General features: G+C 67.8%; 19 protein-coding genes. 12 read left to right on the forward strand and 7 right to left on the reverse strand.

The annotated features are described in order from the left end of the window. Positions 1-42 precede the first annotated feature (42 nt). Both GOPIP_RS03730 and GOPIP_RS03735 read left to right on the forward strand, forming a co-directional pair. On the forward strand, positions 43-894 hold the full coding sequence (locus GOPIP_RS03730) for a TrmH family RNA methyltransferase (protein ID WP_006368211.1): 852 nt from the start codon (positions 43-45) through the stop codon (positions 892-894). Then, on the forward strand, positions 891-1,277 hold the full coding sequence (locus tag GOPIP_RS03735) for a DUF2537 domain-containing protein (protein WP_006368212.1): 387 nt from the start codon (positions 891-893) through the stop codon (positions 1,275-1,277). Before GOPIP_RS03730 ends, GOPIP_RS03735 begins: the two co-directional genes overlap by 4 nt. Positions 1,278-1,327: 50 nt before the next feature. Here GOPIP_RS03735 and GOPIP_RS03740 read toward each other — a convergent pair whose 3' ends face one another. The 4 genes from GOPIP_RS03740 to serC form a co-directional block, all read right to left on the reverse strand. Beyond that, positions 1,328-2,113 (reverse strand): DUF6928 family protein, encoded by a 786-nt coding sequence (locus tag GOPIP_RS03740; RefSeq protein ID WP_006368214.1) that lies wholly within the window; start codon positions 2,111-2,113, stop codon positions 1,328-1,330. An 8-nt stretch (positions 2,114-2,121) separates the two neighbouring features. After that, entirely contained in the window at positions 2,122-3,174 is a 1,053-nt protein-coding gene (gene sepH / locus GOPIP_RS03745) for a septation protein SepH (RefSeq protein WP_006368216.1), read from the reverse strand. Positions 3,175-3,373: 199 nt separating this feature from the next. After that, positions 3,374-4,141, reverse strand: a complete 768-nt coding sequence (locus GOPIP_RS03750) for a class I SAM-dependent methyltransferase (RefSeq protein WP_006368218.1) — start codon at positions 4,139-4,141, stop codon at positions 3,374-3,376. A gap of 23 nt (positions 4,142-4,164) precedes the next feature. Continuing rightward, a complete protein-coding gene (serC, locus tag GOPIP_RS03755; protein ID WP_006368219.1) occupies positions 4,165-5,307 on the reverse strand; it encodes a phosphoserine transaminase in 1,143 nt (380 codons plus the stop codon). 114 nt (positions 5,308-5,421) lie between these two features. Here serC and GOPIP_RS03760 point away from each other — a divergent pair, with 114 nt between their 5' ends. Genes GOPIP_RS03760 through GOPIP_RS03770 form a run of 3 tightly spaced genes read left to right on the forward strand, consistent with a single transcriptional unit; the run spans position 5,422 to position 8,626 of the window. Next, positions 5,422-6,108 carry a TetR/AcrR family transcriptional regulator gene (locus tag GOPIP_RS03760; protein ID WP_006368220.1) on the forward strand — a complete coding sequence of 229 codons (687 nt, stop codon included), beginning with the start codon at positions 5,422-5,424 and terminating at the stop codon, positions 6,106-6,108. After that, complete coding sequence (locus GOPIP_RS03765) at positions 6,105-7,043, forward strand: ABC transporter ATP-binding protein (protein ID WP_006368221.1); 939 nt, start codon at positions 6,105-6,107, stop codon at positions 7,041-7,043. The genes GOPIP_RS03760 and GOPIP_RS03765 overlap by 4 nt, the downstream gene beginning before the upstream one ends. Continuing rightward, positions 7,040-8,626 (forward strand): ABC transporter permease, encoded by a 1,587-nt coding sequence (locus tag GOPIP_RS03770; RefSeq protein ID WP_006368222.1) that lies wholly within the window; start codon positions 7,040-7,042, stop codon positions 8,624-8,626. The genes GOPIP_RS03765 and GOPIP_RS03770 overlap by 4 nt, the downstream gene beginning before the upstream one ends. Positions 8,627-8,646: 20 nt before the next feature. Here the strand turns inward: GOPIP_RS03770 and GOPIP_RS03775 are convergent, their stop codons facing one another. Then, entirely contained in the window at positions 8,647-8,892 is a 246-nt protein-coding gene (locus GOPIP_RS03775) for a hypothetical protein (protein ID WP_006368223.1), read from the reverse strand. A gap of 229 nt (positions 8,893-9,121) precedes the next feature. On the opposite strand from GOPIP_RS03775, the gene GOPIP_RS03780 reads away from it, so the two are divergent. Next, positions 9,122-9,772 (forward strand): AAA family ATPase, encoded by a 651-nt coding sequence (locus GOPIP_RS03780; protein WP_006368224.1) that lies wholly within the window; start codon positions 9,122-9,124, stop codon positions 9,770-9,772. Between the two features lie 156 nt (positions 9,773-9,928). Here GOPIP_RS03780 and GOPIP_RS03785 read toward each other — a convergent pair whose 3' ends face one another. After that, the gene (locus GOPIP_RS03785) at positions 9,929-11,056 is read right to left on the reverse strand and encodes a citrate synthase 2 (RefSeq protein WP_006368225.1); all 1,128 of its coding nucleotides are present in this window, start codon (positions 11,054-11,056) and stop codon (positions 9,929-9,931) included. A 214-nt stretch (positions 11,057-11,270) separates the two neighbouring features. Between GOPIP_RS03785 and pdxH the strand changes: the two genes are divergently transcribed. The 5 genes from pdxH to GOPIP_RS03815 all read left to right on the forward strand — a co-directional run bounded on the left by pdxH (position 11,271) and on the right by GOPIP_RS03815 (position 17,056). Further along, positions 11,271-11,966: a pyridoxamine 5'-phosphate oxidase gene (gene pdxH / locus GOPIP_RS03790; protein ID WP_050955234.1), complete on the forward strand. Its 696-nt coding sequence runs from the start codon at positions 11,271-11,273 to the stop codon at positions 11,964-11,966. Then, positions 11,963-12,592 carry a PadR family transcriptional regulator gene (locus GOPIP_RS03795; protein WP_035727101.1) on the forward strand — a complete coding sequence of 210 codons (630 nt, stop codon included), beginning with the start codon at positions 11,963-11,965 and terminating at the stop codon, positions 12,590-12,592. The genes pdxH and GOPIP_RS03795 overlap by 4 nt, the downstream gene beginning before the upstream one ends. 9 nt (positions 12,593-12,601) lie before the next feature. Beyond that, entirely contained in the window at positions 12,602-13,870 is a 1,269-nt protein-coding gene (locus tag GOPIP_RS03800; protein WP_006368228.1) for an MFS transporter, read from the forward strand. 46 nt (positions 13,871-13,916) lie between these two features. Then, the gene (locus GOPIP_RS03805) at positions 13,917-15,002 is read left to right on the forward strand and encodes an isopenicillin N synthase family dioxygenase (RefSeq protein WP_006368229.1); all 1,086 of its coding nucleotides are present in this window, start codon (positions 13,917-13,919) and stop codon (positions 15,000-15,002) included. A 467-nt stretch (positions 15,003-15,469) separates the two neighbouring features. Next, entirely contained in the window at positions 15,470-17,056 is a 1,587-nt protein-coding gene (locus GOPIP_RS03815) for an HNH endonuclease signature motif containing protein (protein WP_006368230.1), read from the forward strand. Positions 17,057-17,257: 201 nt separating this feature from the next. Here GOPIP_RS03815 and GOPIP_RS03820 read toward each other — a convergent pair whose 3' ends face one another. Then, a complete protein-coding gene (locus GOPIP_RS03820; protein WP_006368231.1) occupies positions 17,258-18,256 on the reverse strand; it encodes an oxygenase MpaB family protein in 999 nt (332 codons plus the stop codon). A 191-nt stretch (positions 18,257-18,447) separates the two neighbouring features. On the opposite strand from GOPIP_RS03820, the gene GOPIP_RS03825 reads away from it, so the two are divergent. Next, positions 18,448-18,924 carry a hypothetical protein gene (locus tag GOPIP_RS03825; protein WP_006368232.1) on the forward strand — a complete coding sequence of 159 codons (477 nt, stop codon included), beginning with the start codon at positions 18,448-18,450 and terminating at the stop codon, positions 18,922-18,924. The last annotated feature ends 2 nt before the right edge of the window (positions 18,925-18,926 follow it).

The following is an 18,926-nucleotide window of genomic DNA, read 5'->3' on the forward strand; positions in this document are numbered from 1 at the left end:
AGTCCGGTCCACTCGGGTCCCGTGCCGGCCGGGAGACTGCCGGTGCGGGTGATCGACATCGACGATCCCGCCGACGAGCGGGTCGACGACTTCCGCGATCTCAATTCGGTCGACCGGCGTCCGGATCTACCCGCCCTGCCCGGTGGCCGGCGTGGCCTGGGTCTGGTCATCGCCGAGGGAGTCCTCGTCGCCCAACGGATGATCGCCTCCCGCTTCACCCCGCACGCCTTCCTCGGGGTTTCGCGGCGACTCGACGAACTCGCCGACGACGTGCGGGTGGTCGGGCCGGAGAACACCGACCCGGCCGTCCCGTTCTATCGGGCCACTGCCGAGGTGATGGCCGAGATCGTCGGGTTCCATCTCAATCGCGGGGTCCTGGGGGTGGCCCGCCGACCACCGGTCCGCCACGTCGATGAGGTGCTCGCCGGCGCGCGGACGGTGGCGATCCTCGAGGGCGTCAACGACCACGAGAACATCGGGTCGATCTTCCGTAATGCCGCGGGGCTCGGGGTCGACGCCGTCCTGTTCGGGTCGGGCTGTGCCGATCCGCTCTATCGGCGCAGTGTGCGGGTGTCGATGGGGCACGCCCTGTTGGTGCCGTCCGCGCAATTCGACGAGTGGCCCGCGGGACTCGACGACGTGCACCGGCATGGTTTCACCACGGTGTCGCTGACCCCGGACCCGCAGGCCGCGGTCCTGGCCGAGTCGGTGGACGCCGAGCGCGTCGCCTTCCTCGTCGGCGCCGAGGGCCCCGGACTGGCCAGGGCCACCATGCGTGCCACCCATGTGCAGGCACGGATCCCGATGAGTCGGGGCACCGACTCACTCAATGTCGCCACCGCGGCGGCGATCGCCTTCTACGAGCGCGTCCGGTCGGGCACGATGGGGCAATGAGCGATTCGGGTGAGCGCACCACCGACCGCACCCCCGCGTGGACGATGTACATCCCGGAGGCGCAGCGGGTGATCGCTGGGTCGGCCGACGGCGCCGACCTCGAGCCGTGGCGCCGCCACGAGCCGACGCCGTGGACACTCGGGCTGCTCGTCAGTGCGGTGGCTGTGGCCTTCTGCTCGCTGGTGACCGTCGGGGTCTACAGTCTGGCGGAGTCGCTCGCGCACGGCGTCGGTCTCGTCGCGATCTTCGTGCTGGCCCCGGCGACTGCGTGGACGCTGTGGGACTTCAGGTTTCGCCCGGTGTGGCGGTGGATCGTGTGGGGTGCGCTCACCGGACTGCTCGCCGGGGTCGGTTCGGGAATCGCCCTGTTCGCCATGTCGTAACGACTCGCCATGTCGTAGCGACAGCGAAAAACGTTGCGGTGACCGAGGTGTCAGGAGCCGCCGAAGCCGAAGTACCGGGCCAACCGGCCGCGGCCGCGTTTCGGTTCACCGCCGCCCTGTTCGTCGGGCGTCGGCGGTGGTGTCGCCCGCGCACGTGACGCGGCGTGGTAGCGCTCGATGTCCTCGCTCGTCGGTTGGTAGTCCGCCGGATGAATGGCGAACGCGGTCACCGGGATTCGGGCCGGGTCGGAGTCGGTCGGCGCGAGGGGATGGGTGAAGCGGAAACCGAGCCAGGCCCGGTTGGATTCCTCGGCGAGTTGCTGCGGGTGAAAAGGCAGGGCCAGCGGGTCGGGGGCCACCCCGTCGGCGTAGCGCAGCGGATGTTCGCCGCCCCAGAACGGTCCTTCGAATCCGAAGGGCACGCCCTCGTCCTCGAAGTAGTCCACCGGTGTCGCCGAGAACGAGCGCCGTAGCTCCCCGTTCTCCCATCGGGCGAAGGCGCCGGTGCCGGTGGCCGGATCGGTGTAGAGCACCGTGGCTGCGGCACTGCGCTGGATCGACGCGATCGTCCGCGTGAGTGTGCTGGGCCGCTCGGTGGCGAACAGCGAGCACGACAACACGCTCAGCGGCCCGTAGAAACCGGCGTAGACGTGCGAATCCGTCGCACTCATCGCCGACGCGAGGTCGGTGTCGACCATCGGCAGTAGGACGCTGTCGCCGTAGATGGCCGACGCCAGGCGTCCGGCAGCGGTCACGTCGTTGGTGACTCCGTCACGGATCACTCGCGCAGGATCATCGGTATCGATGAACCAGAGTGTGACTGCGCGCGCCGACATCGTCCCCCTCAGCTGTTCGGATTGCTACGGACACCCAGCAGGACGTCCTCCCAGGCAGGTACCGGTGGTTTGCGTGACTTGCGCCGACGCTGTGCGGTGACCGGGGTCGGCGCGGGCGGTGCGTCGTCGGTGGTGTGCGCCGAATCGTCGGCGCTGTCGGTGTCAGCGTGGCTGTCGGCGTCCTCGGCCGTCGCGACGTCGTCGGAGGTCTCCGAGGGTTCGGTGCCGACCTCGACGTCGTCGCGGTGGCGCCCGTGCGGTTCGGTGCCGTGCGGGTCTGCGGAGTCGAAATCGAGTGCGTAGGTGCCGTGCTCGTCGAAGGGGGCATGCGCGGGATCGTGTCGGCTGCGTTGGGCACCGATGATCGAGTCGGCGTCGAGGGTGACCTGCTCGCGGCCCGCATCGTCGACGTCGACGACGGGCGCGGGAACCGGAGTGATGACCGGGGTCGCGACAGGCGTCAGGCGTCGGCGCGGCTCGATCAGTTCCGGATGGGTCAGCTCCTCGGCGAGGTCGTCGAGCGGGTCGGCGGTTCCGCCGTGCGCACCGGGGTGATACCGCCAGTGCGCGCGATGCTCGGTGTGGCCGACCTGCCAGGCGATCTGCACCGCCCAGTAGCCGTCCTCGCCCTTCCAGGCGTCCCAGGCCGCCTCCGACGGATTCTGGCCGAACGCGACGAGCCCCTCGGTGACGACGTCGCCGAGGGTGAGTTCCGAGGGTCCGTCGTGACGCAGGGGATGAGCCAGCGCGGCGAGTTCGGCGGCCCGGCTGCGTTCGAGCAGTACCGGGTGGGCGAATCGTTCGATCTTGTCGGTGCTGACCCCGGCGATGGCGGCGACCTCGGCGACGGTGGCGCCGGCCCGGATGCGGGACTGGATCTCGCGTGGTCGCAGTGAGCTGGTCATCTCGATCTCGATCTGTCCGAGGCGGGACAGATCGCCGCGGGCGGCGGCACGGAGGCGTTCATCGGCGGCAATGGTGAACTTCTCACCCGACTCGACGTCTTGGCAGATGACTCGGGAGCCGCCGGCGTCGACGCCGACCACTCGAAGTTCACGCATCTGCTCCTCCTCCGGTTGACCACGAGTGCGGGCATTGTGGCCAGGTTAGACCACCGAACGTCGCGGATCGGGCCGGACACGCGGGCCGGAGTCGCCCGGCGGTACGGCGGAAACGCGCAGTTCAGCCCGACAGTGGCGGACGTGACCCATGCGTCGGATGGGACGTATGTGCTCCAGGGTAGCGTGTGGGCCCGCTCGGTCAGGCCGTCACCGGTGCTCGGCACACGAGTGCCACGGTGCTGTTGCGCACGCGTACCCCGTCGTTCCCGAGGAACTCGGAGAGACGGGAGCGCAATCGCGCCGCGGTGTCCGCATCGAGGGTGAGCTGGCGCGAGTACGTGAACGCCAGGTTCACGTAATCCTCGGTGCTCAGGTGGGTCTCGACGGCGAATCGATCGATGGTCGGCGTCAGTCCGGCGCTCGTCAGCAGTTCGTGCGCGCGGTCCTCGGCGCGTGATGCCTCCCGGGTGGTCGGCACCGCGTCCGCGCCGCACACCTCCCGGTAGATCTCGCGGATCCGTGCTTCCGAGGGCTCGATGGCCGCCGCGCGGTTCCACAGCAGGGCCAGGCGGCCGTCGGGGTTGAGCAGCGAAGGGATGCGGGCGAGTGCGACCTGTGGGTCGACCCAGTGGAACGAGCGGGCGAAGACCACCAGATCAAAGGTGCGTCCACGCGCATCCCATTCCTCGAAGGTCCCCTCCTCGACGACGATGCCCTTCGCGCGGGCCTTCTCGGCCATCAGTGGGTCGGGTTCGACGGCGAGCACGCTCGCGCCGGCCGCGGCCATCGGCGCCGAGACCATGCCCGTGCCTGCGCCGACGTCGAGCACCGACATGCCCGGGACAGGTAGGAGTCGCTCGATGACCTCGGGCGGGAACGGCGGACGGTAGCGGTCGTAGGCGTCGGCGACCTGACCGAAGGATTCGGCACGCCGGCGATCGAGATGACTGGGCTGGCTGGTGGTCACCTCATCGAGTATGCGCCCGCGGGCTACAGGCGCTCGACGATGTAGTCGATGCTCGCGGTGAGCTTGCTGACATCGTCAGGGTCGATTGCCGGAAACATCCCGATTCGCAACTGGTTTCGGCCCAACTTGCGGTACGGCTCGGTGTCGACGACGCCGTTGGCGCGCAGGGTCTTGGCGACGGCGGCCGCATCGATCTCGTCGTCGAAGTCGATGGTGCCGACGACCTGGCTACGCAGGGTTGGGTCGGTGACGAACGGCGTTGCGAATTCCGACTTCTCGGCCCAGGAGTACAGGCGCGAACTCGAATCGGCGGTACGTGAGACGCACCAGTCCAGGCCGCCGTTGCCGAGCATCCACTGGATCTGGTTGTCCAGCAACAGCAATGTCGACAGCGCCGGAGTGTTGTAGGTCTGGTTCTTGCGACTGTTGTCGACCGCGGTCGGCAGCGACAGGAACTCCGGGCACCAGCGGTCGGTGCCGGCGATCTGTTCGATCCGGGCGAGGGCCGCCGGGCTCATCGCGGCCAGCCAGATGCCGCCGTCGGCGGCGAAGCACTTCTGCGGGGCGAAGTAATAGACGTCGGTCGCGGCGATGTCGACGGGCAGTCCGCCGGCGCCGGAGGTCGCGTCGATGGCGATCAGCGCGTCGTCGGCGCCGTCGGGGCGGGAGACCGGCACCGCGACACCCGTGGAGGTCTCGTTGTGGGCCCAGCCGATCAGATCGACGCCACCGAAGTCGTCGGCCGTCAGCGCGGCCGGGTCGGGGGCGGTACCGGGATCGGTCGAGATCACCGCGGGGGAATCGAGGAACGGCGCCTTCTTGGCGACGGTGGCGAACTTCGACGAGAACTCACCGTAGGTCAGGTGCAGGGAGCGGCGCTTGATCAGGCCGAACGACGCGGCATCCCAGAAGGCGGTGGTGCCGCCGTTGGACAGCACGATCTCGTAGCCGTCGGGGAGGGCGAACAGTTGCGACAGTCCTTCGCGCACCGAGCCCACCACGTTCTTCACCGGGGCCTGACGATGGCTGGTGCCGATCACCGAGGCGCCGATGTCGACGAGGGATTGCAGCTGCTCCGGCCGCACCTTGGACGGTCCACAACCGAAACGCCCGTCGGCGGGCAGCAGGTCGGCGGGAAGGGTGATCGGGGTGGCGGCGTCGCTCATGGGCGCAATTCTAGGGCTGTGGCCCTCGCCACTGCGCCGCGGCCCGTCGTCCTGCGACGACGAGGCAGATGCGCACCCTTGACCGAGGCTGAACGCATGTTTAGCCTATTGAACATGCGTATAGCCGAGCGGGGTTCGGATTCGGTCGCCGGTGACGACCGGAACACCCGTGCCCGCCTGCGCGACACCGCGATCGAGATTTTCGCCCGCTCCGGCTTCGGGGCCTCGGTCCGCGCGATCGCCGAGGCCGCAGGAGTCAGTCCGGGTCTGGTGATCCACCACTTCGGGAGCAAGGACGCGTTACGGCGTGAATGTGATGCCCACGTGCTGCGCCAGACTCGTGAGGCGAACCGGGAGAGTCTCGAGAGATCGCCCGGCGCACCGGCTTTCGCGTCGATCCTGGCCCAGATGGACACGCTCGAAGACCAAGGGCCGCGCATGGTCTATCTCATTCGGAGTCTGCAGGCCGGGGGAGACATGGCGCGCGAACTGCTCGAACAGCTCGCTGCCGATGCCGAGGTCACCCTTCGGGCCGGTGTCGCCGACGGGACGATCAGACCCTCCCGGGACGAGCCGGCCCGAGCGCGTTACCTCCTCGCCCAGTCCCTCGGTGCGCTGCTGGTCGACCTCGTGATGAACCCGCCGGAGGACTGGTCGGATGCCGGTGCGATCCTGCGTTCGCACACCGACCGGGTGGTGATCCCGGCGACCGAACTCGCGGTCCACGGCGTCATGGCCGACGACTCACTGCTCGATGTGGTGCTGCGCTATCAGGACGACAAACCAGGAGGACGACGATGACCGATGCACATGAGGGCCGGGTCGGCTTGCCCGACCCGGTGATCGAGGTTGCCGGGCTGACAAAGCATTTCGGCTCGTTCCGTGTCCTCGACGGATTGGACCTGCGGGTGCGCCCCGGTGAGGTCGCGGGTTTCCTCGGACCCAATGGCGCCGGTAAGTCGACCACCATCCGGGTGCTGCTCGGACTCTATCGATATGACGGCGGCACGGTGCGTGTCTTCGGTGCCGACCCTCATGCCGACGCCGTCGCGATCCATTCGCGGCTGGCCTACGTACCCGGGGATGTGAACCTCTGGCCGCAGCTGACCGGCGGTCAATGTATCGATCTGCTGTTGTCGCTGCGGGGCATCCGGGCCGAATCCGCATCCCGCCGAGCCGAACTCATCGATCGTTTCGACCTCGACCCGACAAAGAAGGCCTCCACCTATTCCAAGGGCAACCGGCAGAAGGTGGCCCTGATCGCCGCGCTGGCCGCCGACACGGAGTTGCTCATCCTCGACGAGCCCACGTCGGGACTCGATCCGCTGATGACCCATCAGTTCACCGAATGCGTACGGGAGTGTGCGACACAGGGATCGGCGGTGCTGATGTCGAGTCACATCCTCGCCGAGGTCGAACAGCTCTGCGACACCGTGACGATCATCCGTGACGGCCGCACCGTCCAGTCCGGCTCGCTGCGCGACTTGCGGCACCTACGACGCTCCCGGGTGACCGCGACCGTCGCCGGCGACTCCGCCGACCTGGCCTCGGTGACCGGTGTCCACGACTTCGAGCAGCGGGCCGAGGGCGAGGTCACCTTCACCGTCGATGACACCGGATTGGTCGCGGTGACAAGGGAGCTGGCCGACCGGGATGTGCGCACGCTCGCGGTGACCCCACCAAGCCTGGAGGAGTTGTTCCTGCATGCCTACGGTGAACGTCTGGAGGCCCGGTGATCACCGGCTACCGGCTGCTGTTCGGGCTGGCGCTGCGGCGCGAACGGATTCTGGCACCGGCCACGGTGGTCATCTTCGTGCTGGTGAATCTGGCGACCGCGGCCTCGATCGCCTCGGCCTATGGAACGCCGGAGAAGCGACGCTTGCTGGCGGCCGGTCCGGGGGCCAACGCCGCCTTCCGTTTCCTGCTCGGCGACACCGTGCACATCCAGTCCATCGCCTCGGCAACCGTCTGGCGCGCAGGTCTTTTCATGATCGCCGCGCTCGGCGTGTGCACGGTGTTGATGGTGGTGCGCCAGACCCGCCGGGAGGAGGAGCTCGGTCGTGCGGAACTGATCCGGTCCGGGGTGGTCGGGCCGCTCGCGCCGACCGCGGCGGCGGCCAGCGTCGCGTCGCTGTTCGGGATCGCGGTGGCGGCGCCGATGTCATTGATGCTCTTCGGGTTCGGCGCGGATGCCGCGTCGGTCGGCATCGTCTTCGCCCAGTACGCCGGCACCGCGCTCGCCGCGGTCGGCGTCGGACTGCTGACCGCGCAGGTGGCGGCGACCGGGCACATCGGCAATCTCGTCGGCGCCTCGGTCGTCCTCGTTGGCTATCTGTTGCGCGGAATCCCGGACGCCACCGGCGACGTGGGGTGGTTGCGGTGGATCAGCCCGGTCGGCTGGGCGCAGGTGATGGACCCGTTCGGCGCCAACAACGCGTGGCCGCTGCTCGCGGACCTCGCGGTGCTGGCTTGTTGTGGTGCCGCTGCGGGCTGGGTGGCCGGCCATCGCGATCTCGGCGGCGGCCTCATCGCCCCGCGACCCGGCCCCGCGGGCACCGACCGGCTGCCGAATGTGGAGGCGATGGTCGCGCAGACCTCGACGCCGCTGCTCCGGTCATGGCTCGGCGGACTCGGTGTCTACGCACTCGTCATCGGCTTCATGGGACCGTCGGTCGACCAACTGGCACAAGGGAATCAGCTGGTCACCGACGTACTCTCGGCACGTCTGGGCGGCATCGGTCTGAGCACCGTGTTCGCGGTGACGATGACCTCGATCCTCGCCGTCGCGGCCGGCGCGTGGGCGGTCACCCTCGCCGAACGGATGCGCACCGAGGAGGCCTCGGGCCGCGCCGAAGCCGTGCTCGCGACCCCGACGGCGCGAGGTCGGTACTTCCTGGCCTACGCGCTCGTCGCCGGTGGCGGGCTGGTGGCGGCGATGGTCGTCACCGCGGTGTGCATCGTCGTCGGCAACGGCATCGCCGGCGGTGGTTGGGCAACGCCCGCCGCGCATCAGGCGCAGATCGCCGCGGTCCAGCTTCCGGCGATGTTCGTCATCGGCGCACTGGTGGTGGCGCTCTATGCGGTGGCGCCCGTGCTGGTGCACCTGGGGTGGCCGGTGGTGGTCGTCGCCCTGCTTCTCGGTCCGCTGTCGGGGATGTTCAACCTGCCGCAGTGGGTCGACGACCTGTCGCCGTTCACCCACGTCCCGCTCGTCCCGGTGGAGCCGATGCGATGGCTGCCGGTGGTGGTGATGCTGTGCGTCGCCGGCGGACTCGTGCTGGTCGGATGGATCTCGTTCCGACACCGCGACATCGGCTGAGCAGCGTCAGCTCGGCGAAGTCAGCCCGCGAGGCCCTTGGCGGTGCCGACGGCGATGTCCTTGGCCTCGATCGCCTTGTCCTTGACCTCGATGCCCAGACGCGCCACCACGGCGGCCTTGGCCGCGGGATCGAGCTCGTCGATCGTCTCCTCGATCTTCGCGGTGGCCGCGTCCACGAGGGTCTTCTCCCGCCGCAAGAACACCAGTAGCGCCACGATCAGCCCGAGGCCGACGATGATGAGAGCGATCTTCGCGTTCTTCGACACGTCGATGGGTCCTTTCGCTGGAGGTGGCCCGCGGCCGTCGCGGGTCCCGTCCCCAGTCTGCCTCACGTGGTGAGGTGCGACGGAGAGTTGATACGGGGAGTATGTTCGCGATGTCCGGTATGCGCGCCGGGCGCACCACGCGATCGAGGCCAGGAGCTCACTGTGCTGGAATGGAACGGCGTCGATCCGGGCCTGTTCACCTCGGTGCTCGATCGCGCCGAGGGCGGGTGTGCCGACGGTTCTGGTGGTCGAGGGCGAACCCGGACTCGGCAAGACCAGCCTCCTGGCGGACCTGATCGCGCAAGCACGAAATTTTCGGGTCCTGACGGCCGACGGCGTGCAGAACGATCGCGCACCGTATGCGCTGCTGACCCAATGGGGAGTCGAACCGGGTCGAATGTTCGACGGTGGGCAATCCACGCCCCGGGTGGCTGCCCAAGGACTGCGTGACCGCCTCGATGCGTTGGCCGCCGCCGGACCGGTACTGCTGGTCGCCGACGACCTGCAGTGGGCTGACCCGGAGTCGGTCGATGCGCTGCTCTGGCTGTTGCGACGCACCGCCGGGGATCGGCTGCTGGTGGCGGTCGGCACGCGGCCGCCGGCGCCTGGGCAACACCCCGACTGGAAGCGGTGGATCGAGGGTCCCGGCGCAGCGGTGACGATCACGCTGACCGGTCTGACGCGCGGGCAGGTGGCCGAGATGGCACGTCGTCGGTGGCCGAGTATCTCCGACGAACTGGTGGGTCGGCTGCACGAACACACCGGCGGCAACCCGTTGTATCTGAAAACCCTTCTCGCCGAACACGAGCTTGCGAGGAGTTCTCGGCGGTGGAACACCCCGCCAGTGCGGTCAACGCCGTCGCGACGACCCCCACCGTGAGAAGGCGGAATTTCAGATTCATGACGGGCTCCGATCCAGATGTGACCTGCGAAAAGGTCCTTCATCTCGTTCTAGAGCCCGCCGCCCCCCGACACCCTGGTGACAATTGGCAGTCTTCGTCACCGAGCCGCCGGGCCGGCGTCGCGGATTGGTCGACTAGAGGCCGGGTTTGACCACGTCACCCCACCCTTCGACGTCCTCGGGCCGCCGCGGTGCGGCGCCGGTGTAGAGCGCGGCCGGGCGGACGAGTTTGCCGAGCTGCTTCTGTTCGAGGATGTGTGCGCACCAGCCCGCGGTCCGGCCGCAGGTGAACATGGCGGGCATCATGTGCGTGGGTACCTCGGCGTAGTCGAGGATGACCGCCGCCCAGAACTCGACGTTGGTCTCGATCGCGCGGTCCGGGCGGCGTTCGCGCAGTTCGGTGAGTGCGGCCTGCTCCAACGCCGCGGCCACCTCGTAGCGGGGCACCCCGAGCTGTTGGGCGGTGCGGCGCAGGACGCGGGCTCGCGGGTCCTCGGCGCGATAGACCCGGTGACCGAACCCCATCAGCTTTTCCTTGCGGTCGAGGATGCCCTTGACCAGCGCCCGCGCGTCCCCGGTGCGCTCGACCTCCTCGATCATCGGCAGCACCCGTGCCGGTGCGCCACCGTGCAGCGGCCCCGACATCGCGCCGATCGCCCCGGACAGCGCCGCTGCCACATCGGCTCCGGTACTGGCGATCACCCGGGCGGTGAACGTCGACGCGTTGAGTCCGTGTTCGGCCGCTCCGACCCAGTAGGCGTCGATCGCGGCGATGTGCTTCGGGTCCGGATCGCCCTTCCACCGGGTCATGAATCGTGCTGTGACGGTGTCACATTCGTCGATGATGCGCTGCGGCACGGCAGGTTGGTGAATGCCGCGGGCCGACTGCGCGACGTAGGACAGTGCCATCACCGACGCGCGCGCCAGGTTCGCGCGGGCGGTGGCGTCGTCGATGTCGAGCAGCGGCCGGTAGCCCCAGATGGGGGCGAGCATCGCCAGCGCGGCCTGCACGTCGACGCGGACGTCGCCGGTGTGGATGGGCAGCGGGAAGGGTTCCGCGGGTGGCAGACCGTCGCCGAACCGGCCGTCGACGAGCAGTGCCCACACGTCGGCGAAGGTGACCTTGTTCTCGACGAGATCCTCGATGTCGACACCGCGGTAGCGCAGGTTGCCGCCGTTCTTGTCCGGTTCGGCGATCTCGGTGGTGAAGGCGACGACGCCCTCGAGGCCGGGGACGAAGTCGTCGGGGATCTTGTTCGTCATGTCTGCGACCACCTTCTGTTCCGCACGGCGCTGTGCCGGGGATGCCGGGCTGGGGGCATCCTCTGTGTGCACTGTAGGACAGTCCGCAGAGGCCGTCATACCGGGGAGTAACCGCCCCGCCACGCTGGTCACGGCACTCGCCCGGAGTAGCGTCTGGACAGTGAGCGAATCCATCGACGGCGGGCCCCGACGCCCCGGGATCGACCTGCCCAACATGCGTGTCGGGTACGGCGGCGGCATCCCGCCCAACGTTGGCGACGGAGATCGCGCGGCCGGGGCCGACGGGGTGCGCGACAACCTCGATCCGAGTTGGTTGCGCGGCGACCCACCGTGGCTCGATCTGTTCGAGGTGTGGTTGCACGAGGCCCTCGACGCGCGGATACCCGAGCCGAATGCGATGGTCCTCGGCACCGTCGACGCCCATGGGTTGCCGGCCACGCGGACCGTGCTGTGCAAGGGCGCCGACGCCGCCGGAATCGTGTTCTTCACCGGCTACGACTCCGACAAGGGCCATGACTTGGCCGCCAATCCCGTTGCGTCGGTGACCTTCCCGTGGATCGCACTGGAGCGTCAGGTGCACTTCCGGGGCGCGGTGGTCCGAGTGAGTCCCGAAGAGACGCAAGACTATTGGTACAAGCGGCCGCGGGGTTCGCAGCTCTCGGCGCTCGCCTCCGAGCAGTCCCGTCCCATCGGCAGCCGGGCGGAGTTGGAGGCGAAGGCGGCCGAAGTCGCTGCGCGGTGTGGCGGCATCGACGGAGACACCCCGGTCCCGGTGCCCCCGCAGTGGGGTGGGTATCGCCTGGAGCCGGCGTGCGTCGAATTCTGGCAGGGCCGCGCGAACCGGCTGCACAACCGGATACGTCTGACGATGGTCGACGGGGTCTGGGAAGTCCTGCGGCTGCAGCCGTGAGCCTGCGACACGCACTGCTGGCCCTGCTCAGCGCCGGGCCGGCGACCGGATACGACGCCGCGAAGCGGTTCAGCGGTTCGGTCGGGCACGTGTGGTCGGCGCCGGACTCGCAGATCTATCCCGAGCTCAAGCGGATGCAAGGTGACGGACTCGTGGAGAGCAGCGCCGTCCGCTGGGGGCCGCGCAGTACCAAGACCCAGTACACGATCACCGACGCCGGACTCGAGGAACTGATCGACTGGGCGGGCAGAGCGCTGCCGTACTCGCCGCCGCGCGACACCCACCACCTACAGGCCGCCTATCTCGAATGGACCGATGCCGCGGGCGCGCGGCGATTCTTCGAAGATCACATCGCCCATCACACCGAGCAGCGGCAGTTGCTGCTCGCGGTGCACGCGGGAATCGTCGCGCGCACCGATCCGATGATCATGCGCAGGCTCTCGCGTTTTCCCGACTCCGATCACGAGCGGATCGTGGCCTTCAAGGCGCACACCTATGCCGGGATGGTCGCCCGGAGCGAGGCGGAGATCGCCTGGGCACGCGAGGGTCTGGCGATGCTCGACAGCCTGGCCACCGACGGCGGAGTAGGCGGGGGAGCGGCCGGGGGCAATTCTTCGATCCCCTAAGCTGTTTCGGTGCGTCGTCTCCTGGCCGACACCCGGCCGCTGTCCAATCGATATTTCCGGAGACTGTGGTGGGCCAACATCGTCACGGTCATCGGCGCGCAGCTCACCGTGGTGGCGGTGCCTGCGCAGATCTACGAGATCACCGGTAGCTCAGCCTATGTCGGACTCACCGGAATATTCGGTTTGGTCCCTTTGGTCGTATTCGGCCTCTGGGGCGGGGCGCTTGCCGACGTCATGGATCGCCGGCTCATCCTGGTCGTCACCACTGTCGGACTCATCGGCACCAGTGCGCTGTTCTGGGTGCAGTCGGCGATGGGCTGGAACAACGTCTGGATCATCCTGTCGCTCTTCACCGTTCAGCAGGCCTTCTTCGCGGTCAATCAGCCGACACGGACAGCGGTGCTCCCGCGGTTGCTGCCCGCGTCCGAACTGCCGGCGGCGCTGTCGCTGAACATGACGGTGATGCAGGCCGGCGCGATCGCCGGACCGCTCGTCGGCGGCGCGTTGATCCCGGTGCTGGGGTATTCGGTGCTGTACCTGATCGACACGATCTTCTTGTTCGCCACGCTGTGGGCGGTGATCCTGCTGCCTGCGCTGCGTCCGGAGAGCGAGCACGCGCCGAAGGTCGCGGGATTGCGGTCCGTGATCGACGGCCTGACCTATCTCGCCCGGCACAAGGTGCTGATGGCGTCCTTCCTCGTCGATCTGATCGCGATGATCTTCGGCATGCCTCGGGCGCTGTTCCCGCAGATGGCGCACGAGAACTTCGGTGGTCCGTCCGGTGGCGGCCTCGCCTTTGCGCTGCTGTTCGTCGCGATCTCGGCGGGCGCCGTCGTCGGCGGGGTGTTCTCCGGGTGGGTCAGTCGTGTTCAGCGGCAGGGATTCGCGGTGATCATGTGCATCCTCATCTGGGGTGTGGCGATCGCGCTCTCGGGTGTGGCGGTGGGGTTCGCCGGCGGGTCGGCGATGCCGTGGCTGCCGGTCGTCCTGGTGCTGTTGATGATCGGCGGCGCCGCCGACATGGCCTCGGCGGCCTTCCGCCAGTCGATCCTGCTGGCCGCGGCCAACGACGAGGTGCGCGGGCGACTGCAGGGGGTGTTCATCGTCGTGGTTGCCGGTGGTCCGCGCATCGCCGACGTCGCGCACGGTTCGGCGGCAGCGGTCGTCGGCGTCGCGGCGACCACGGCCTTCGGCGGAGCGGCCGTGGTGGTGCTGACCATCGTTGCCGCACTGTTCATTCCGGCTTTCGTTCGCTACCGCGTCGGCCAACACGCCTGACCGCGGCAGCCGCGCTGATCAGCGAATCCTCTCGATCGGTGTCACCATGGTGGCCATGACTGCGACCGTCGACGAGTCCGTGGACTCCTTTCGCGTTCCGATCATCGACATCTCCGCCTACACCGACGGAGGTAGCGCCGCCGACCGCGCGGTGGTCGCGGCGCAGATCGATGACGCGGCGAGTTCGGTCGGATTCATGCAGATCGTCGGCCACCAGATCCCCTCCGCGGTGATCGAGGAGTTCACCGCCGTCATGGACGACTTCTTCGCGTTGCCGCTCGACGAGAAGAAGGCCTACCGGACGCCGCCGCAGATCAACCGTGGTTATGCACCTCCGAAATCCGAGTCGCTGTCGCTGAGTCTCGGCGTGGAATCGGCGGGGCGGATGAATGATTTCTTCGAGGCATTCAACGTGGGCGTCGAGGCGAAGCAGTATCCCGGACTCGAGCTGCCCGCCGATCACTACGCCGACAACACCTGGCCCGCGGTCAGTCATTTCCAGGCTGCGGTGTCGACGTATTTCGTCGAGGCCCGACGCGTCGCACACGTGCTGACGCGCATCTTCGCCGACGCACTCGACCTCCCGCCGGACTTCTTCGACGGCTACACCGACCATTCCCTCGACGTGCTGCGGATGAACAACTATGCGCTGCCGCCCGGCGAGATCGAACTCGACGGTGAACTGACCGGCATGGGCGAGCACACCGACTACGGCATCGTCACGGTGCTCTGGGCAGACCAGGTGCGCGGCCTGCAGGTGCTCGACCACCACGGGGTGTGGCATGACGTCGCCCCGACCGACGGTGCGCTCCTCATCAACCTCGGTGACCTGATGGCGCGCTGGACCAACGAACGCTGGATGTCGACACTGCACCGCGTCAAGCCGCCCATCGTCGACGGCACCATCGAACGGCGCAGGTCTGCCGCCTACTTCCATGACGGCAACATCGACGCCACCATCTCCACACTGCCGTCCTGTGTGGGCGCCGGCAGCCGCTACTCGCCGATCACCGTCGGCGAGCACATCGGTGCCAAACTCGCGGGTTCGCGTGCCGGACAAGCCAATCCGTACGCAAAGCGTGAGGCCGCCCGCGTGCAGCGCGCGATGCAGCGAGGCCTCGGCCAGCAGTAGCGTCCCGGGTAGGCATCCTCTGCTCGATGGCCGTAGGCTTCCTTCCCTCCGCTGGTCCCCGCCCGATGGTCGAGGTGCGAGCCGCGTGCGGCGAGCCTCGAGACCGCTTGTGCCGGTGCTGGTTCGGTTCGACGGGTGGTGCGGATACTCATCGGCGAGCGGGGTCTCGAGGCCTCGTCGCTGGCGCTCCTCGGCACCTCGACCACCGGAAAGGATCCCCCGGTGGTCGAGGTGCGAGCCGCGTGCGGCGAGCCTCGAGACCCTGGTGAGATGACAAGCATCGCAACCACATCCACTACCCACTCGACGCAACAGAGCGCCCGGTCGACGTAATTCGACGCCCGGTCGATGAGTGGAGAATAGTTGTCCACAGATTTCTCGAGCCGCGCGATCGCCGGACCGGTTTTGTCGGTACCCCTTCGTACACTTGTTCTCATCACGTCCGATCGCGGGAGGGGAGGTACCTGGTGTTGACCACGTTGACGTTCACCGATCCGGATGCCGACGCTGCCGCGATCACGTCGATGTCGCGCGACGAGCTCATCGAGACCGGCCCTGAGTTGTTGCGCGAGTCCCGCAAGTACGAGGCCCGGACGGTCCTGGCAGCCGCCGCATTGGCGGAGCGGGTGTATCGCGAGCATCTGGCCGGGCGGCCCGAGACCGGTGTGTGGGGTTCGGTGATCGAGCACGCCGACAAACTCGCACGCGCCGAGGTGTCGTTGCAGTTCAAGGTCTCTCGCAGCAAAGCCGGGAGTTGGGTGGCGTTGGCGGAGCTGTTGGAGAAGTTCCCGCTCATCCGTGCCGCCTATTTGAATGGGGAGCTCTCGACGAATCGGGCTTCGATCATGGTGCGCGCCGCCCAGCGTGGCGGGGATATCGACGCCGACCCCGACACCGACAGCGACAGCACCGACGGTGACGAGTCCGGGATGTCGTTCGAGAAGATCGTCCTGGACTACGGGTCCCGCGCCACGACTGACCCGTTGTTGTCGCAGCAGCTCGACGCCGCGCTGATCTCGATGAACCCCGACAGCGTGATTGAGGACCGCGACACGATCACCGATCTGGTGGGGAACGTGACCATCACCCCCGATGTTGCGGGGCACTCCGCTCTGGATGCGGTTGTCCCGGCGCATTATGGGGTGTTCCTCACCACCCAGATCAACGCGCTCATCGATGAACGCACCTGCCGCAAGGACCCCCGCCGCGTGGGGTCGCTGCGGGTGATCGCCCTCGGGGAGATCACCGGCGTGCCCGGCGCGCACCTCGACTGCGAATGCGGACAAGATGACTGCCCGAAACGAGGCGGCAGCACAGACAGCAATGGGTCAGCCGAAACACCCGCTGACGCCGACGACGCGGCAGCGTGGGACGACCTGTTGCCGGCGCCTGCCGATGCCGACGCTCCCGACGTCGAGTTGGTGGAGCCGGTCGTCGAACCCGAGATCCCCGATCCGATGGATGAGCCGACGCCGGATGAGGTGCCGGTGGCGTTCGGGCGAGCCCTGGTGGTGCCGAGTGCGCCCGTGTTGACGGTGGTCACTGATCCGGACGGGATTCTCGTACCGCGGTTGCAGGGTTACGGGCCGATCGACCGCGATTACGCCACGACTTTGGCCGAGGTCGCGAAGACGATTCATTACCCGGAATCCGTGCGTGCGGCTGGTCCGTTGATCCCGCAGATTTCCGACCGCGCGCAGGCACCGCCGGCGGATCCGACCGGACACGGTGGTCACACCGTGCCACCTCCTGGGGCATTGACGTATGCACCCAGCGCAAAGTTGCGCGCTGAGGTGTTGGCCAATGATGCGTGGTGCCGGTTTCCGTTCTGCGGGATGCCGTCACACCTGTGCGACCTTGATCATTGGCGGCCGTTCAACCACACCGACCCCGAGGCCGGAGGGTGGACGGTGCTCGGTGACCTGATCCCGTTGTGTCGGGCTGATCACCAACGCAAACACCTCGCGGAGTGGGTGCCGACGTTGTACACCGATCGGCGGGTGGAGTGGCGGAATCGGCGGACGGGGCAGGTGATTGTCACTTACCCGCGGTGACGGGGTTCCGCTGTGGGGTGGAACCAGCTGCGGTGCAACGGGTCTCGAGGCTCCTCGCTAGCGCTCGTCGCACCTCGACCACCAGAAAAGGGGGCACCTCGACCACCAGGAAAAGGCACCTCGACCACCTGGAAAGAATGCCTCGACCACCAAGAAAAGGCACCTCGACCATCGGGGGTAAAGCCTCGGCCAGGTTCGGGGCTATCGCGAGGCGTGGACGTGCGTTGGATAGTCGGCGGTGCGGGCGGCATGCACAGGGCAGTAGTGGATTGGGTTGTCGCGCTCGGCTTCTGGCGGCAGGTTGCGGGCGGGCGTCTCCACCAGGGGTGCGGAGTGCGGTACGCGTCCGCGGACGCGGTCCCATGCATCACGGGGACGGGGATGCCGGAGATAGCGTTTCGGCGTCAGTCGGTGCATCACGAGGTTGATCACCCTGCCCAGCAGGCGGAATCGTCGTTCGTCGGCCTCGCTCCACGGCAGGTTCATCATCTCGCGGATGGGTTCATCGTAGAAGCCGGTGGTCAGCCACACGAAGAAGCGCGCATTCCGTGGCGCGATGTGACGACGCCACAACCCCTCCGGGATGAACGACAGAAACGGCGGGGGTGGCAGCGAGCCGATGTCGAGGACGGTGCGCACCGACTCGTGATCGCGGAGTACATTGCGGCACATGTGATCCCAGTATTCGAGGAAGTCCTCGTAGGTCTCGGGAACCGGTCGCATCGATACGCCGTACTGCGCGTACCAGACCTTGGACTCCTCGAACAACTGGCGTTTCTGGCCTTCGGTGAGCCAGGGTCCGAATCGCTCGCAGAGGCGAACATTGCCATACCAAAAGGTGGCGTGCGCCCAGTAGAAGACATCGGGATCGAGTGCGTGATAACGCGATCCGTCCGGCATCGTCCCCTTGATGGTGCGGTGATAGTCGCGCACCTCGTGGCCGGTCGCGGCCGCACCGTCGGTGGCCACCGGATCGAAGACGACGCCGCTGATCGGATACAACGACCGCAGCAAACGCTGCCATCGCTCCCCGAAGAAGTCCGAGTGATCCCAGACGGCCTGTCCCAACTTGGGATGCATGTTCTGCATCGACCCCGCCCACAGGCCTTGGAACATGCCGGTCCACGTCCCCCAGATCTGCCAGGTCAACGAGTCCGGGCCAAGCACTGCGGTGTCGGGTGGAGACGCAACCTGGGTCATGAGACGAAAGACTAGAAGCGTCTCACGCCGGAGTCAAGGCTCCCCCGATCGGGGGAGGCATGGTTCCTCCGGTGAATCGGCTGGTCAGGTGAAGAGGTGAGCCGCTCGTCGACGGCAGAGTCATGGGTGTCAGAAACACCACGGACCGCCGGCCACACACCCGGCGGGCCACGGACGCAAGGGAGACCCCCATGAACACGATCACCACAGCCCGCCGCTTCCGTAACCGCGCACTCATCGGCCTCGCCGGTCTCGGGGTCGGCACCGGACTGGTGCTCGGCGGAGCGGGTCTGGCCACCGCCGGAACCGTGCCGATCACCCATCCCGGTGAGCCGACCGTCGCCATGACGATCACCAACCACACCAACCGCACCGAGTTCCTGCAGGGCGCCACTCCCGGAGCGGGGCAGTGGGTGCAGTCCCCGCGGGCACAGCTGGCTCCCGGCGCCACCGAGACGATCGTCTCCAACGCGCCGCACAGCCCATCGGAGAGCGTCATGGTCACCTACCGGATCGGCGCGTTCGGCCCCAAGGCGGTCTACAACATCGAGAACGCCAAGGGCGCAGTCAATCTGAACGCCACCGGAACCACCAGCGGCAACTACTGGATCAACGCACACATCGACACCGGCTACCCGACCGTCAACGTCGGCTACGACCTGTGGTGACC

The sequence above is a fragment of the Gordonia polyisoprenivorans NBRC 16320 = JCM 10675 genome (genome assembly GCF_000241325.1).
Taxonomy (GTDB): domain Bacteria; phylum Actinomycetota; class Actinomycetes; order Mycobacteriales; family Mycobacteriaceae; genus Gordonia; species Gordonia polyisoprenivorans.